12 protein-coding genes are annotated in these 16,445 nt (G+C 44.9%); 7 read left to right on the top strand and 5 right to left on the bottom strand.

Going from position 1 to position 16,445, the window contains the following annotated elements:
• Positions 1-95 precede the first annotated feature (95 nt).
• Both ycfP and ACED25_RS07900 read left to right on the top strand, forming a co-directional pair.
• Positions 96-635: an alpha/beta hydrolase YcfP gene (gene ycfP, locus ACED25_RS07895; protein WP_012604408.1), complete on the top strand. Its 540-nt coding sequence runs from the start codon at positions 96-98 to the stop codon at positions 633-635.
• A 628-nt stretch (positions 636-1,263) separates the two neighbouring features.
• Positions 1,264-2,553 carry an NAD(P)/FAD-dependent oxidoreductase gene (locus ACED25_RS07900; protein WP_017096883.1) on the top strand — a complete coding sequence of 430 codons (1,290 nt, stop codon included), beginning with the start codon at positions 1,264-1,266 and terminating at the stop codon, positions 2,551-2,553.
• Positions 2,554-2,663: 110 nt separating this feature from the next.
• On the opposite strand, the gene ACED25_RS07905 is transcribed toward ACED25_RS07900, so the two are convergent.
• From ACED25_RS07905 to ACED25_RS07920, 4 genes are all read right to left on the bottom strand, one after another.
• On the bottom strand, positions 2,664-3,209 hold the full coding sequence (locus ACED25_RS07905) for a GNAT family N-acetyltransferase (RefSeq protein WP_102250138.1): 546 nt from the start codon (positions 3,207-3,209) through the stop codon (positions 2,664-2,666).
• A 136-nt stretch (positions 3,210-3,345) separates the two neighbouring features.
• Positions 3,346-4,113 carry a peptidoglycan binding protein CsiV gene (locus ACED25_RS07910; protein ID WP_017096882.1) on the bottom strand — a complete coding sequence of 256 codons (768 nt, stop codon included), beginning with the start codon at positions 4,111-4,113 and terminating at the stop codon, positions 3,346-3,348.
• A gap of 63 nt (positions 4,114-4,176) precedes the next feature.
• The gene (gene mfd, locus ACED25_RS07915) at positions 4,177-7,638 is read right to left on the bottom strand and encodes a transcription-repair coupling factor (RefSeq protein WP_371695038.1); all 3,462 of its coding nucleotides are present in this window, start codon (positions 7,636-7,638) and stop codon (positions 4,177-4,179) included.
• 6 nt (positions 7,639-7,644) lie between these two features.
• Complete coding sequence (locus ACED25_RS07920) at positions 7,645-8,214, bottom strand: hypothetical protein (RefSeq protein ID WP_009847150.1); 570 nt, start codon at positions 8,212-8,214, stop codon at positions 7,645-7,647.
• A 227-nt stretch (positions 8,215-8,441) separates the two neighbouring features.
• Between ACED25_RS07920 and lolC the strand changes: the two genes are divergently transcribed.
• From lolC to lolE, 3 genes are read left to right on the top strand one after another with little or no spacing between them, the layout of a single operon-like run.
• Positions 8,442-9,650 (top strand): lipoprotein-releasing ABC transporter permease subunit LolC, encoded by a 1,209-nt coding sequence (gene lolC, locus ACED25_RS07925; RefSeq protein ID WP_269336029.1) that lies wholly within the window; start codon positions 8,442-8,444, stop codon positions 9,648-9,650.
• The gene (gene lolD, locus ACED25_RS07930; RefSeq protein ID WP_009847148.1) at positions 9,643-10,335 is read left to right on the top strand and encodes a lipoprotein-releasing ABC transporter ATP-binding protein LolD; all 693 of its coding nucleotides are present in this window, start codon (positions 9,643-9,645) and stop codon (positions 10,333-10,335) included. The genes lolC and lolD overlap by 8 nt, the downstream gene beginning before the upstream one ends.
• Entirely contained in the window at positions 10,336-11,580 is a 1,245-nt protein-coding gene (lolE, locus tag ACED25_RS07935) for a lipoprotein-releasing ABC transporter permease subunit LolE (protein WP_122046376.1), read from the top strand.
• Positions 11,581-11,792: 212 nt separating this feature from the next.
• Here lolE and ACED25_RS07940 read toward each other — a convergent pair whose 3' ends face one another.
• Complete coding sequence (locus tag ACED25_RS07940) at positions 11,793-12,305, bottom strand: DUF2062 domain-containing protein (protein ID WP_009847146.1); 513 nt, start codon at positions 12,303-12,305, stop codon at positions 11,793-11,795.
• Between the two features lie 215 nt (positions 12,306-12,520).
• On the opposite strand from ACED25_RS07940, the gene ACED25_RS07945 reads away from it, so the two are divergent.
• Entirely contained in the window at positions 12,521-14,653 is a 2,133-nt protein-coding gene (locus ACED25_RS07945) for a DNA internalization-related competence protein ComEC/Rec2 (protein ID WP_371695059.1), read from the top strand.
• 31 nt (positions 14,654-14,684) lie between these two features.
• Positions 14,685-16,433, top strand: a complete 1,749-nt coding sequence (msbA, locus tag ACED25_RS07950) for a lipid A ABC transporter ATP-binding protein/permease MsbA (protein WP_009847143.1) — start codon at positions 14,685-14,687, stop codon at positions 16,431-16,433.
• The last annotated feature ends 12 nt before the right edge of the window (positions 16,434-16,445 follow it).

Below are 16,445 nucleotides of genomic sequence, written 5' to 3' on the forward strand. Positions count from 1 at the left end.
AAGTGAAAAATATAATTTCAGAGGTCTTCCCTTTAAAACCTTGTTTTTCGTGTTAGATTGATCAAAACGTACCAATATTCAATGGGGGAGGTACAATGATTATCTATCTACACGGCTTCGACTCAACAAGCCCGGGCAATCACGAAAAAATACTGCAGTTGCAATTCATTGATGATGACGTTCGTTTCATCAACTACAGTACTTTGCATCCAAAACACGATATGCAGCATTTGCTAAAAGAAGTGCATAAAGTGATAGAGCAATCCGATGATCCACATCCAATCATTTGTGGTGTAGGTTTGGGTGGTTTTTGGTCTGAGCGTATTGGTTTCTTATGTGGGATTAAGCAGGTGGTGTTCAACCCTAATCTGCACCCTGAGAACAACATGGTAGGCCGAATTGATCGCCCAGAAGAGTACGAAGACATCGCGACTAAGTGTGTCGCTCAGTATCGTATGAAGAACAAAGGACGCTGTTTAGTGGTGCTTTCTCGTGAAGATGAAATTCACGACAATACGAAAACAGCTTCTGCTCTAGAAGATTACTACGAAGTTGTCTGGGACGAAAAAGAGAGTCATAAGTTCAAAAAGATCTCTCAACACTTACAGGCAATGAAGGCGTTTAAAAACGCTTAAGGATTACCGTCATTTTATAAAACAGCACTCAATTGAGTGCTGTTTTTTTTATCCAAATTAGCAAGCGATGCCCGAAGGGTTCGAGCTGGGCACCCCGCAAAAAGCGTTTTACTCTTTGTTGAGGGAGATTTGCTTAGAATGACCAGGCTACTTCCCCCTTGCCGCGATTAAAACGCTTTTATATCGAACGAAATTTGACCGTGAAAAGGTCAATGTGCCCTAGTCATATAGATTTTATCGATGAGTTTGCGCAAACGTTAACTAATCAGTCACGAATCCTCATTGTGGGTAAGGATTTTTGTTGCGGTCATCTTTTTGCTATATATAATGTTCTAAAGCAAAATATTTTGATAAATGTCAAAAAAAATTGAGAGCGAGTGATAAAACTTGCCCATAATTTGTGCTCTGCCTCTCAGGTAGACACCTTTTTCATCCTCGTGAGCAAAGTGACAAACCAATGTTTGTTGCTTGTAATCCCTCTAACTACTCAGTGAGCTGTTGTTACTTATTATCACAGTCATCAAATGAGCCGCAGCCTTTGGAATTGAGGCCGAGTAGATACATAGAATTTATCGGTTGGAGTAATCGAGCCGAACCCCATTTATTCATTTTGTAGAGGATTGTCATTGTGACAAAAATTATCGTAGTAGGCGGCGGTGCTGGTGGTTTAGAACTAGCAACTAAGCTAGGCCGCACTTTAGGTCGTAAGAAACGTGCCCAGATTACTCTGGTAGACCGTAAAGCAAGCCACCTATGGAAACCATTGCTTCATGAAGTAGCCACTGGCTCATTGGATGAAGGTGTTGACGCGCTAAGCTACCGCGCACACGCGAAAAACCATTGCTTTGATTTCCAAATGGGCAGCCTGAACGATATCGATCGTGAACGTAAAGTGATTGCGTTGAGCGAGTTGACTGATGAGCACGGTGAGTTACTGATGCCAAGCCGCGAACTTGAATACGACATTCTTGTGATGGCGTTAGGTTCAACGTCAAACGACTTCAATACCCCAGGTGTTCGTGACAACTGTATTTTCCTTGATAGCCCAGAGCAAGCACACCGTTTCCGTACAGAAATGAACAACCAGTTCTTAAAGCTGCACGCTAAGAATGGTCAAGGTACGGTAGACATTGCGATTGTTGGTGCGGGTGCTACTGGTGTTGAACTGTCTGCTGAGCTTCACAACGCTGTGAAAGAGCTTCGTACATACGGTTTTGGCGACCTAGATTCAAGCAAGCTGAACGTTAACCTTGTTGAAGCGGGTGAGCGTATTCTTCCAGCTCTACCTCCTCGTATTTCCAGCGCAGCACATTCTGAGCTAACTAAGCTTGGCGTCAACGTGCGTACAACGACAATGGTTACACAAGCTGACGCTGACGGTCTAACGACCAAAGATGGTGAGAAGATCCCAGCACAGATCATGGTATGGGCTGCTGGTATTAAAGCGCCAGATTTCATGAAAGACATCGGTGGTCTTGAGACGAACCGTATCAACCAGTTGGTTGTCAAAAACACGCTGCAAACTACGCTTGATGACAACATCTTTGCTATCGGTGATTTGGCGCAATGTACACAAGCGGATGGTTCGTTTGTTCCACCACGTGCGCAAGCGGCTCACCAAATGGCAAGCTGCGCATTTAGCAACATCATCGCTAAGCTGAACGGCCGTGACCTGAAAGACTACATCTACAAAGATAAAGGCTCACTGGTTTCACTAAGCCGTTTCTCTACAGTAGGTAGCTTGATGGGTAACCTGACTAAAGGTTCGATGATGGTTGAGGGACGTATTGCTCGTGTGGTTTACATCTCTTTGTACCGAATGCACCAGATGGCACTTCACGGCTTAATCAAAACATCGCTGATGATGTTGGTGGGTCGTATTAACCGTGTCCTTCGTCCAAACCTAAAGCTTCACTAATCAGGTAAGCCTTCTAAGGTCATTACGCTGATAATAAAAAAGAGCTCTTCGGAGCTCTTTTTCGATCGTGTCGAGTACGTGTTATTTCGGATTGTTACTCTATTAAGCGATTAAGATAATGGAGGTAACACAGAATAAACCACGCCATCTTTCGGTTTACCGTTAAAGATAAAGCGATTCTTTGCAATGGCTTCACGTTCAGCGCCACATTTCTCGATCAGCTTTTGGCTGGGTAGGTTCTCTGTATCGCAGACAATCTCCAAACGCGTCAACTTGAGCATTGCGAAGCAAAATTCAAATAAGGCAATCATCGCTTCCTTGGCTATCCCTTTTCTTTGAAATTCATCACCTACCCAATAACCTAAACTTGCCATGTTAAAGGTGTGGTAAAGCTCATTTATGGCCACCATGCCGACTAACTTTTCGCTTTTTCGTTCGAAGATACCAAAGCCAAACGCATCGGCTTTAACCCAGTTTAAGCGAGTCGCAAGAATGAATCTCTCGGCCTCGACGGTCGAAAACTCGTCGTGGCACCAGTCGAGCCATGGCAATAAACTCGGGGAGGATTTAACCAGCTGCGAAAACTCTTGAGCGTCTGAGGCTTCAATGATTTTTAGGTTGAGGTGTTGAGTATTTATCTGAAAGTCAGGGCTCATAAGAAATACCGAATTACATGTAAGTACTGAACAAAGGATTCAGTGCAGAATAAAGATAGATAGCACTTAATAAAACGCCCTCACTAGGAGGGCGGATTGAATTATTTATATAATTATAGCCGAATCGGCAAGTAACTTACTGCGCCACGCGTCGAACTTGAATAACCATTCCAAGAAGTGGGTGGTCAAGGTAGTGAGTTTCTGTACTGCGCATACGACGTTTTTGGTCCATGCGGTAGCTCTTAAGAAACTCTTGGACTTCAACCGTCGGAGAAATCTCCGTTAGATTACCCACTTGCACGTTACTTTCTGCACCACTTACAGGTGAATCTAGCTCGATTTGTTGCTCTTGTAGAGTCACTTCACGAACGCTCGGCGCTTTTAAATCCAATGTCGTTTCAGCATATAGATAGTGCTGAACGTAGATTTGCAGCTTGCCGTCTAACTCGTAAAGCGGCTTGTCGATAGTCTCTTCTTGAAAACCATTCGGATTTGATGCAGTTACTGCACCTTTCTCAGAACCGTCGGCATTAAACTGTTTAGAGAAGTCTTTACCGGCTTGAATATGGAAAACCGGTGCCGAGCTTTTGCCTTGGTCGCCTTGACGCCAAGCGGTATGCATCAGAACTTCAAAGCCTGCGTGTTTGCGTAGCTTATCTTTCTGAGGTGTTAACTTGTATTCCGAGTAAGGCAGCATCTGCACGCCTTTCTTCGCTCGGTATTGGGTATCTTGAAATGAACCTACGCGCTCAAGTGAAATCTGAGGCTGTGTGTTTGGCCAAGATTCATTCACTTTTTCTGCATCAACAGCACGCTTAAAAATGATCACTTCTATATCAAATTGTCTCTGCGCCAAACTTGGCAGTGAGACGAACAATAGTAGCAGTGGGATCAGTCTTTTCATTTTTACTCCGTCTTCCAGCCGAACTACCGGCTGGATAATTTATATGTGCAAGTGGATTGGGTCTTATGCCGAAGGCAGCAAGTTCTGTCTGAATTCACCCAATAAATCACTAACAAATTGAATTCGTTTCCGTCTGTCGACCAATGGTATCGTAAACTTGAACTTTGTTGGTCCTTCCATTGAAAACTTTTGCGGTTGAGATTGCAACAGTTTAACAAGGTAGGTCGGGTTTATGTCAGCATCCGGGTAGAATTCTAAGAATCCACCTTTATCATGAGCCTCAATTTTCTTCGCTTTGATAGACGCCGCGGCTAATTTTAGCTCTGAAACTGACAACAAGTTCTTGGTAGCATCCGGCAGAAGGCCGAAGCGATCAATCAGCTCGACTTTCAACTCTGCCAATTCGTCGGTGTCACTCACACTCGCAATACGCTTATAAGTAGACAAACGTGTATTGATGTCTGGGATGTAGTCATCAGGCAATAGCGCAGGCAGGCGCATCTCAATTTCAGTTTGTTCACGCAGTAGGTCATCAAGCGATGGCTCTCGCCCCTCTTTCAATGCTTCAACTGCTTGTTCAAGCATCTCCATGTACAAGGTGAAACCAACCGATTGAATTTGACCACTCTGTTCATCACCTAACAGCTCACCCGCGCCACGAATCTCTAAGTCATGGGTTGCTAGTGTAAAGCCTGCACCTAAGTCTTCAAGTGAAGCTATGGCATCTAATCGCTTAACCGCATCTTTGGTCATTGCTTTCGGGGGAGGTGTTAGCAGATAGGCATAGGCTTGGTGGTGAGATCGACCCACACGCCCACGCAATTGGTGCAACTGTGCTAAACCAAGGTTATCGGCTCTGTCCATTAAGATGGTATTAGCTGTTGGTACGTCGATACCGGTTTCGATGATGGTTGTACACACTAGCAAGTTAAAACGCTGGTGGTAGAAATCATTCATGATTCGTTCTAGTTCGCGCTCTCGCATCTGGCCATGAGCCACGGTGACACGCGCTTCTGGAATCAGTTTCTGTAGTGACTCAGCCGTCTTTTCAATCGTGTCGACTTGGTTGTGTAAGAAGTAAACTTGACCACCACGCATGATTTCACGAAGTACCGCTTCTCTGACGATCGCGTCATCACTCTCACGGACAAAGGTCTTTATTGCTAAGCGTCGTGCTGGTGGTGTTGCGATGATTGACAAGTCACGCATGCCGCTCATTGCCATGTTCAATGTACGTGGAATTGGCGTCGCGGTGAGCGTTAGGATATCGACATCCGCACGCATTGCTTTCACTTTTTCTTTCTGACGCACACCAAAGCGGTGTTCTTCATCGACAACCAACAGGCCAAGGTCTTTAAACTGAAGGTCACTTGAAAGTAACTTGTGAGTACCCACCAAGATATCGACCTTACCGTCGGCGACATCTTTCATGATCGATTTCTGTTCTTTGGCTGATTTGAATCGAGACAGAACCTCAACACGAATCGGCAAGTTGGCGAAACGGTCGCGGAAGTTTTCAAAGTGTTGCTGAGCAAGCAGGGTAGTAGGAACTAACACGGCCACTTGTTTACTGTTATCGGTACACACGAACGCGGCACGCATTGCGACTTCTGTTTTACCAAAACCAACATCACCACACACCAAGCGGTCCATGGCTTTTGCTTGGCACATATCAGACATTACCGCATTAATTGCCATCGCTTGGTCATCGGTTTCTTCAAACGGGAAGCCAGATTTGAAGGTTGCGTACTGACCACGATCGAGCACAAATTTGTAACCCGGCTTAAGCTCACGCTTGGCGTAAACATCGAGCAGTTCGGCTGCGACGTCACGGACTTTCTCTGCGGCGCGCTTACGAGCTTTCTGCCATGCTTCACCGCCAAGTTTATGTAGCGGTGCAGAATCTTCAGCACCACCAGAGTAGCGACCAATTAAGTTCAGAGATGCAACTGGTACGTAGAGCTTGGCATCGTTTTGATACTCAAGTGTTACGTATTCGGTTTTCATACCACCCGCTTCTAGGGTCTGCAGGCCTATGTAGCGACCAATACCGTGGTCAATGTGAACAACTGGTTGGCCCGGTTTAAGTTCCGCTAAGTGACGGATTACGGTGTCGCTGTTTACGCTTTTCTTATCTTTTTTTCGACGCTGAACAACGCGATCACCCAATAGATCACTTTCACAGATAAGGGCGATGTTTTGCTCTTCGTGGATAAAGCCATGCTCAGCAGAACCTAGGATCAGGGTGAACTTATCTTTACCTTTAATTGCCGCGTCGAGGTTTTCAACTTCGCTTGGACGAACTTTGATGCCTCGAAGCAATTCACTTAGAGCTTCACGGCGGCCTTCAGACTCAACCGAAAAAACAACCTTGCCATCGAAGGCTTCAGTGAACTTTCTTAAGTTAGACAACGGTTCTTTATTCTGATGTTGAACGCTGAGATCAGGCAGAGGCATAACCGGAAGGTTTGTACGCCCAGCTTTTTCTTCAATCGTGTCTAAGCTTAGGTTGACCTGTGGCTTCTGTTTGAAGTGTGCGAACAGCTCGTCTTTCTTCAACCAAAGTTGCTCAGGTGTCAGCAGCGGTCGTAACGGGTCAACACCGCGTTGCTCGTATCGGTGAGAAACGTCGGTTAGGAACGAATCTACTGCAGTCTCGACATCACCTAGAATCAGGAGTTGTGCTTCATCGGCAACATAATCAAACAAGGTTTCGGTGTGCTCGAAGAACAGCGGTTGCCAATACTCAATACCAGCAGGCCACGTGCCTTTAGAAACCTGCATATAAACCGATTCTGGTTCACGGCGCGCATCAAACTGTTGGCGCCAACGAATACGGAAATCTTCAATTGCTGTTTCCGAGGTTGGGAATTCGTGAGCAGGCAGCAGTCGAATCTCAGAGATGTCTTCGATAGAGCGCTGGTTTTCAGGGTCGAAAGTACGGATGGTGTCGATCTCGTCATCGAAGAAGTCGATACGATATGGGTCTTTGCTACCCATTGGGAACAGGTCGAGAATGGAACCACGGCTTGCGTATTCACCTGGGCCAAACACTTGGTCAACATAGCGATAGCCCGACTTTTCGAGTTGCAGACGTAATTTCTCTAGTGAATAGAGATCGCCTGTTTTCACCATTAACGTGTGTTGTAGTAAGAAGTCGCGCGGTGACTGGCGTTGCAATAACGTGCTGATCGGAACGATCGTGATGCCATCTTTTAGCGTTGGCAGTGCGTAAAGGCGTGCGATACGATCGGAGATGATCTCTTGGTGCGGCGAGAAGCTATCGTATGGCAGCGTTTCCCAGTCAGGAAATAACGCAACTTCATGTGCCGTAAACTGTTCAATTTCAGATTGAAGCTTGAGTGCGATCTGAGGATCTGGCACTGCAAGTAAAGTATGGCTGTTATGCTGCTCCGCTAGTTTAGCGATAGTAAGCGCGAGAGATGAACCAACTAGGTTGCCGATGTGCTTTTTGTCACCGGCACCTTTGAGCTTAGGTAGTGTGAAAATGGATTGTTTTGTCATGTCTATTTACTTGTTATCTCGTTCTAGAGAGCGTTGACGTAAGAGCTTTTGTTGTTGATGGAGCGCAGCCTTGATCAACAAGTCTTGGTCAGTATCACGAAGATGAGCATATTTGAATTTGATTTCGAAGCCTGAATCTTTAGGTTCGCTAGCGAAGACCTCCGCGTAGCAATAGATAGCGGCGGCAGGGTGCTCGATAAAGAGCTTGGCTTTAACTAAGCGACCCGCTTCGATATCTGTTTTGGAAAAACACGAGAACTGACTCGCGCCAAATGAATACGTGTGGGTACGAAATTGTTCATCATCTTGTTGCGATAACATAAAGCTCAACAAGAGGTTTAATTTAGAGTTCTGTGCATCCAATAAACTGATGACATTCTTCAAGTCGCTGTTTTTCAGTTCGTTGCGAGCACTGTCAGCTAATAGATCCAATTGGCTAAATTCACTTGCCACTACAAAAGGGGCAGGGATCTCTGATTCGAACTGAATCTGAGAAGGTAAAGCGAAGTTACTGTCCATTGGCTCAATATTGGCGGTAAGGCTGTGGTGAACGGTAAAAAACTCTTGTTCTGTCATGCGTTAGTTCCTTGAAGTGATCTATTGATTATCGCTATGTGGCCGCAGTAATCAAGGTCAGTTAATTGAAAGTCTCAAATAGTTGTTTGAAAGTTAGCTATTTGACAAGGTTCTGTTTTTCAAGCCTAACTAATTGAGTTAATTCACTCTATATTTTCAATTAACCCCTACACAGTAACGGCAATACCCGTTACATTAACCCGCATCTCCTTTAGATGGTTCAAAGTATGTTTCATCCTATTTCATTGTTTGTTGGCCTGCGTTATTTGAAAGGCCGTTCAGGTGATCGCTTTAGCCGTTTTGTTTCTTATATGTCGACAGCCGGAATTACCATTGGTGTGCTGTCTCTGGTTACTGTTTTATCGGTAATGAATGGATTCGAAGCGCAGTTAAAAGACCGAATTCTTGGTGTCCTTCCTCAAGCCGTCGTTTACGAGCAAGGAGGCACAACGTCACTTTCTGCTCAAGCACCTAGCTTTGCGGAGCAAATGTCGCTCAATGACCACGTAGAACCTATTGTTCGTAGTGAAGCGGTGATCCAAAGTCCTGCTCAGTTATCTGCGGGCTTGTTAATTGGTATTGAGCCAAATTCAGATGACCCTCTTCAGAATCATTTAATTGCTGGCAGACTGTCTTCACTCAAGGCTGGTCAGTATCAGCTTTTCCTTGGTCATACATTAGCAAGAAACTTGAAAGTGTCTATGGGCGACAAAGTTCGCTTAATGGTGACCAGTGCCAGCCAATACACGCCGTTAGGACGTATTCCAAGCCAGCGAAATTTTACCGTAGCTGGCATTTTTAACACGGGTTCGGATATCGATGCTCAATTGATGGTTACCGACATCAAAGACGCAGGGCGTTTGATGCGCTATAAATCAGACACCATTTCAGGCTGGCGACTGTTTTTTGATGACCCATTTGAAGTGGCAGAACTATCAAACCAACCGCTACCGGAAGGTTGGGTGTGGAGCGATTGGCGAGACCAACGTGGCGAGCTATTCCAAGCCGTTCGAATGGAAAAAAACATGATGGGTTTGATGCTTGGGCTGATCATTGGTGTTGCTGCGTTTAACATTATTTCTGCGCTTATTATGGTGGTGATGGAGAAACAGTCCGAAGTCGCCATCTTAAAAACCCAAGGTATGCGTGATGGTCAAGTCATGGGGATCTTTATGGTTCAAGGTGCAAGTAGTGGTGTGATCGGCGCATTATCTGGTGGCATCCTGGGCGTGATTTTAGCTTCGAACCTCAATACTATTTTAGAGGCGATGGGTGTTGCTCTGTTTTCATTTGGTGGACAGTTGCCAATTTTAATTAACCCAATTCAAATCGCCGTTGTTGTGGTTCTGGCTATTGCACTTAGCTTGATTGCCACTGTCTTCCCTTCTTATCGTGCATCGTCTGTGAAACCTGCTGAGGCCCTTCGTTATGAGTAATTTCCTTCAATGTAATGATATCCGTAAAACGTACCGTGAAGGCTCGTTAGATACTGAGGTTCTCAAGGGCGTCAGCTTCGAAATAGAAAAGGGTGAGCTAGTAGCAATCATTGGTACCTCCGGTTCAGGTAAAAGTACGCTATTGCATATTTTAGGGGCGTTGGATGATGCTTCTGATGGTAGTGTCAGCTTTCTCGGACAAGACTTAGCGTCTTTGAGTTCGAATAAGCAGGCTAAGCTTCGCAACCAGCATCTTGGCTTTGTTTATCAATTCCATCATCTTCTTTCTGATTTCTCAGCGTTAGAAAACGTAGCAATGCCGTTGTTGATAGGTGGAGAGAAGCCAGCGAAAGCTAAACAAGAAGCACAGTTGCTACTTGATAAAGTGGGGCTAAGTCATCGTGTTGACCACCGACCTTCAGAACTTTCAGGTGGTGAGAGGCAACGAGTGGCAATTGCTCGTGCATTGGTGAACAAGCCTGCGCTAGTGTTGGCGGATGAGCCGACTGGTAACCTAGACCACAACACAGCACTTTCTATTTACGACTTAATGCGCGAACTGAACCGTGAGTACGATACTGCCTTTTTGGTTGTGACTCACGATGGTGAACTTGCCGGTAAGATGGATCGTCAACTTCACATGCAAGATGGCTTACTGGTCAACGTAGAAAAAGAGGAGAGCTAAGTGTTTTCTTCTTTATCTCTATTGATAGGTGGCCGATTTAGCCGGGCGAAACAACGAGACAAAATGGTGTCGTTCATCTCCTTGTCTTCGACAATTGGTATTGCTGTTGGTGTCGCGGTAATCATCATTGGTTTGTCGGCCATGAATGGTTTTGAGCGAGAGCTTCAATCACGAGTGCTTTCTGTCATTCCTCATGGTGAGTTTGAGGGCGTGAATAAACCAGTAACTCGCTGGGAGCACGTGATTGAGGAGTCGGTAAAGCACGATAAAGTCGTTGCTGCAGCCCCTTATGTGAAAATTACCGCGCTTGCCGAAAAAGGCAAAGAGCTGAAAGCAATTGAAGTTCGCGGTGTTGATCCACAACTTGAGCAACAAGTATCGAGCCTATCGAGTTTTATCGATAAGCAAGCCTGGAGCGATTTTAAAGCAGGGCAACAACAGATTATCTTGGGCTCTGGTGTGGCTAATGTACTCGGCGCGAAAGTGGGTGATTACTTAACTCTGATGATCCCAACGGTGAATGGGTCAGTGAAAGTTCAAGCACCTAAACGTGTTCGAGTCAAAGTCGTTGGCTTGTTGACGCTTAATGGCCAAATAGACCACAGCTTGGCTCTAATCCCGATTGGCGATGCGCAAGTTTACGCTAACTTAGGCGAGGCAGTGACAGGGGTTTCTTTAAAAGTGACCGATGTTCTGAATGCAAACTCAATTGTACGTGAAGTTGGCAATCAGCTTGATGTGTACGTGTATCTACGAAGCTGGCAACAGAAGTTTGGTTTCCTGTATCGAGATATCCAGTTGGTTCGCACCATCATGTACCTAGTGATGGTACTGGTTATTGGCGTGGCTTGTTTCAATATTGTCTCGACGCTAATGATGGCAGTAAAAGACAGAGCATCAGAGATCGCGATTTTAAGAACCATGGGCGCATCGGACGGCCTTGTGAAACGCATTTTCGTTTGGCAGGGCGTATTCTCAGGCGTGTTAGGTAGTTTGGTGGGCAGTGCAATAGGTGTGTTAGTCGCGCTTAATCTCACGACACTTATCAAAGGGCTTGAAAAGTTGGTCGATCACCAGTTCTTGTCCGGTGATATCTACTTTGTCGACTTCTTGCCTTCGCAACTCGATATGACGGATGTTGTTGTAGTTTCTGGTACTGCTATTGTTCTGAGCTTACTTGCTACGTGGTACCCAGCATCACGAGCAGCCAAGTTAAACCCTGCCTCGGTGCTTAGCTCGAAGTAATGCGCTGAGTAATACGTCATGTAGCATGATAGACAAATGGCATACACAAAAAAGGATCCCTGATGGGATCCTTTTTTTTGAATTCAATCTGCATTCTTTACGACTGTGGTTACATCCCAATATTGCAGAGTTCTGTGGTCCATCTGACTTTAACTTGTGTGCGGTTTAAGTGAAGCGCATACAAAGATAGATTGAACGACAAGGAAAAGTTGTCAGTACCTTGCTTGACGCTTCTTCCAACTTCTTACTACTGAGTAACGCCATAACCCACGAATACCAAAGTAGCCAATCATTGCTGAAACCACGCCACAAATCAGGCAACCCAGTAAGAAAGGAGGCCCGATCGTATTCATTTGCGCCAAGATGAAGTCCCAAGACAATTCGAAATGGAAGGCTTGAGGTGGTACATGCATAACAAACGCCCCAACTTTATAAGCAAAGTAGAAGAGAACGGGCATAGTGACCGGGTTACTGATCCAAACAAGTGCGACAGCCAAAGGTAGGTTAACGCCACATGCGACAGCAAGGCCTGCAGACATAATCATTTGGCTTGGTAGAGGGACAAACGCCATGAATAACCCAACAGCGAATGCGCCAGCCGCAGAGCGACGATTAAGGCACCATAAGTTGGGGTTGTACAAAACATTGCCAAAAACTTTCAATGCTTTCTGACGCTTGATTAGCTCATGGTCAGGCATAAATCGTTTGATAAACTTTCTTGGCATAGGAGGAAGCTACTCTCTTGTTTAACACTTGGTTCTTGATTTCATTTGCTGCGACAGTTGTGTCTGCCAGCTTCTGGCCTGTGATGCCTCATTGGGTTTGGGCACCATTGATGCTGTTGTTACTACTAGCATCAACAAAGTATAGCGTTTTCCGGAGTGCAAGAGGTCTAGCAACAGCATTGATACTAGTTATCTGCCTAGGGAATGTAATTGAAATACAAACGAGTCGCTTATTTCAATCAGGGCAGAATACTACCATAAATGCTTCGGTTGTTAGCCTTTTTAGTGAAAATAGCCACGGTTTTGAAAGCGTAATAGTAGCTAGATCAATTGGCGGCGAAAAATTAATCTTTCCTCAATTAATAAAATTACGTTTGTTTACTCCTTTTAAGTTAACACTCGGAGATGATGTCAATTTATCTGTGTATATAAAGCCTGTATGGGGCAAACTCAATGAAGCAGGCTTTGATTTAGAAAAGTATCTGTTTAGCGCAGGTGTGGTTGCCAATGCAATTTACAGATCTAATACAAAGTATCGCATTCATACCAATAGCAACTTACGGTCCTATTGGTTTGAAAACAGTCTTGAAAGGTTAAGTCAACTGGCAAATCAAGACCTCATTATGGCTTTGAGTTTTGGTTATCGAGACCTTATTCACTCTCAGCGTTGGGACTTACTTAAAAGCAGTGGTTTGATTCACTTGATGGCTATTTCGGGGCTGCATATTGGGATTGCCTTTGGTATCGGCTATCAAGTAGGAAAGGTATTCAGGTTACTATCATCTTCACTTCTTTGGTTGCCCACAATATTCGGAGTCGGCTTAGCCTATTTCTACAGTTGGTTTGCTGGGTTCACGCTGCCCACCTTGAGAGCTTTGGTGATGTGTATTATCGCCAGCTATTTCTTGTGGCGTGGGCAAAATATCAGTTTGTTTCGGTATGTCGCCTTAAGTCTGTGCGTGGTTCTGCTAACTTGGCCATTTTCAGCATTGTCGAGTAGCTTCTGGTTGTCTTTTGGTGCGTTAGGTGCCGTTCTTTACATTGCGTTAAATAGTCAGTCATCCGATTCAAACTCAACATTTATCGACCGAGCACTGCAGCTCTTCAAGATTCAGTTAATGCTGACATTCCTGATTGCTCCCTTTTCGATGCTGTTCTTTAATGGGGTCAGCTTAGTCTCTGTTTTCTACAACTTGCTCCTTTTACCTTGGGTGTCGATGGTGGTTATTCCACTATTGTTCCTGGCAATGTTCTTTAGCTTAATATTGGCGCCAGTATCAGGTGGCGTTGGCTTAACTACATTCAACAATGGTTTGTCTGAACAATTATGGATGTTGGTCGACTTATCGCTTGAGCCTCTCGTATTTAGTCTTCCTTTCTCTGAACGATTTTGGTTTCAAGTGGATAATCACACGATTGAGTTGTCTGTATTCCTCATCTTGTTTTTCGGTTTTGTCAGTCGATATTTCAAGCGAGCACTATCTATATTGATTATTACCGTGTTTGTACTGTGGTGGGAGTTCGGCAAGCCTCAACAAGACAAACTAACTATCGATATCTTGGATGTTGGTCACGGGTTGTCTTTGCTCTTAGAAAAGAACAATCAGATTGTTGTTTACGATCTTGGTAACGCATGGCCAGGAGGTTCCATTGTCGAATCCTTACTTATTCCTACTTTGAATCAGAGGGGAATTCATGAGTTGGAGGGTGTAATAGTGAGTCATTTCGATTCTGACCACGCTGGTGGCTATCCGTCGTTACTTGAAAATTACAACCCTAAGTGGGTAAGAGCCAGTCAGAATATCAGTCAACAAGGACAATCTACGATTCAAGAATCGTCAAATATTCGAGCATGTATTTTAGGAGAAGTATGGACTTGGCAAGGGGTTGCTTTTGAGGTCTTGTGGCCTCCCAAACAAGTGAAGAGGGCGTATAACCCACATTCGTGCGTGGTCAGGCTTTTTGACCCCGATCTAGAGTTCTCGATGTTACTTACTGGTGATATTGAATTGGTCAGTGAGTGGTTACTTGCACGCGAAGGCGAACGGCTTCGAAGTGACGTAATGCTTGTTCCTCATCATGGTAGCAATACGTCTTCGATCGCCAGTTTTATTGAGGCCGTTTCACCTCAGTTAGCGATCGCTTCTTTGGCCAAAGGCAATCAATGGGGGATGCCGAGTGAATCCGTTATTGAACGTTATCACGACGCAGGGAGTGCTTGGCTTGATACTGGAGAAAGCGGCCAAATAACCATCAGTATTGGTCAAGAAGGTTGGCAATATCATGAGATTAGAGAACAACAAGGCAGACAGTGGTATAGGCAGATGCTTCGTAAGGGAGTAGAATAGGAAGATTATTGTGAGAAAATTAAGCGATTCTATGTCAACACAAACAGATGAAACTACCTGGGTCACATTTAAAAGACTTTGGACTTATATTCGACTATATAAGGCCGGCCTTGGTGTTGCGGTTATTGCGCTTATTATAAATGCTGTCACTGATACCTACATGATTTCCTTACTAAAGCCGTTACTTGATGAAGGCTTTGGTAATGCAGAATCTGACTTTTTACGTACGCTCCCTCTCATTATCTTTGTCATGATGTTCGTTCGTGGCATCAGTGGCTTTGTTTCAACTTATTGTTTGAGCTGGGTTTCAGGCAATGTGGTCATGGAAATTCGACGTAAAATATTCAGCCATTTTATGCATATGCCAGTTTCTTTTTTTGATAAAGAGCAGACTGGTGCGCTGCTATCTCGAATTACTTACGATTCAGAGCAAGTCTCTGCGGCAACCAGTAAAGCACTAGTCAGTATTGTCCGTGAAGGCGCAAGTATTATTGGCCTGTTGACGCTGATGTTCTGGAATAGTTGGCAGTTGTCTTTGGTGTTGTTCGCTGTCGCCCCTCTTGTCGCGTGGGCAATCAGTATCGTATCGAAGCGATTCAGAAAGATCTCTAAGAACATGCAAACCAGTATGGGTCACGTCGCCTCTTCTGCAGAACAAATGCTGAAAGGACATAAAGTCGTTCTAACGTATGGCGGACAAGATCTAGAAAAACACCGCTTTGACCAAGTTAGTAACCAAATGCGCCAACAAAGCATGAAGCTAATCACTGCTCAAGCGGCCGCTAACCCAATTATTCAGATGATTGCATCACTTGCAATCGTAGTTGTTCTATTTCTTGCTAGTGTTGATTCAATTAAAGCAGAGCTTACTCCTGGTACGTTCACTGTTGTGTTCTCGGCGATGTTTGGTTTACTACGCCCACTAAAAGCTCTGACTAACGTAACGTCTGAATTCCAACGTGGTATGGCAGCGAGTACGACCCTATTTGGTTTGATGGATCTAGATACGGAACAAAATAAAGGTACGTTGAAGCCTGAAACCGTAGCGGGTGAAGTTGAAGTAAAAGATGTGACATTTACTTACCAAGGAGCAGAGAAAGCAGCGCTTGATAAGGTCAGTTTTAATATACCGAAAGGCAAGACAGTCGCACTTGTCGGCCGTTCAGGTTCGGGTAAGAGTACCATTGCGAACCTGTTTACTCGCTTTTATGACGTAGACTCTGGCTCTATTGAGCTTGATGGTCACGACATTCGTGATTATGAATTAAGAAATCTACGTGAGCACTTCGCTCTTGTTTCCCAGAATGTGCACCTATTTAACGATACGGTTGCGAACAACATCGCTTACGCAGCTGAAGAACAGTATTCACGTGAACAGATCGAACACGCGGCTAAACTTGCGCATGCAAGCGAGTTTATCGAAGGCATGGAAAATGGCATCGATACGGTTGTTGGCGAAAATGGCGCGAGCCTGTCTGGCGGTCAAAGACAGCGTATCGCGATTGCACGTGCTCTATTGAGAGATGCACCTGTTCTGATCCTTGATGAGGCGACATCTGCATTGGATACCGAGTCAGAAAGAGCGATTCAATCTGCGTTAGAAGAGCTGCAGAAAGACAAAACAGTACTTGTTATCGCACACCGACTATCTACTATCGAGCAAGCTGATGAGATTCTGGTGGTTGATGATGGGCATATTGTAGAAAGAGGTGCACATGCCGAGCTCATCGCCCTTGATGGCGCTTATGCACAACTACACCGAATTCAGTTCAGCGGATAAGATTAGGTCTTG

It is taken from the genome of Vibrio sp. 1F263, from assembly GCF_041439035.1.
In the GTDB taxonomy this organism is placed as follows: Bacteria; Pseudomonadota; Gammaproteobacteria; order Enterobacterales; family Vibrionaceae; genus Vibrio; species Vibrio tasmaniensis_A.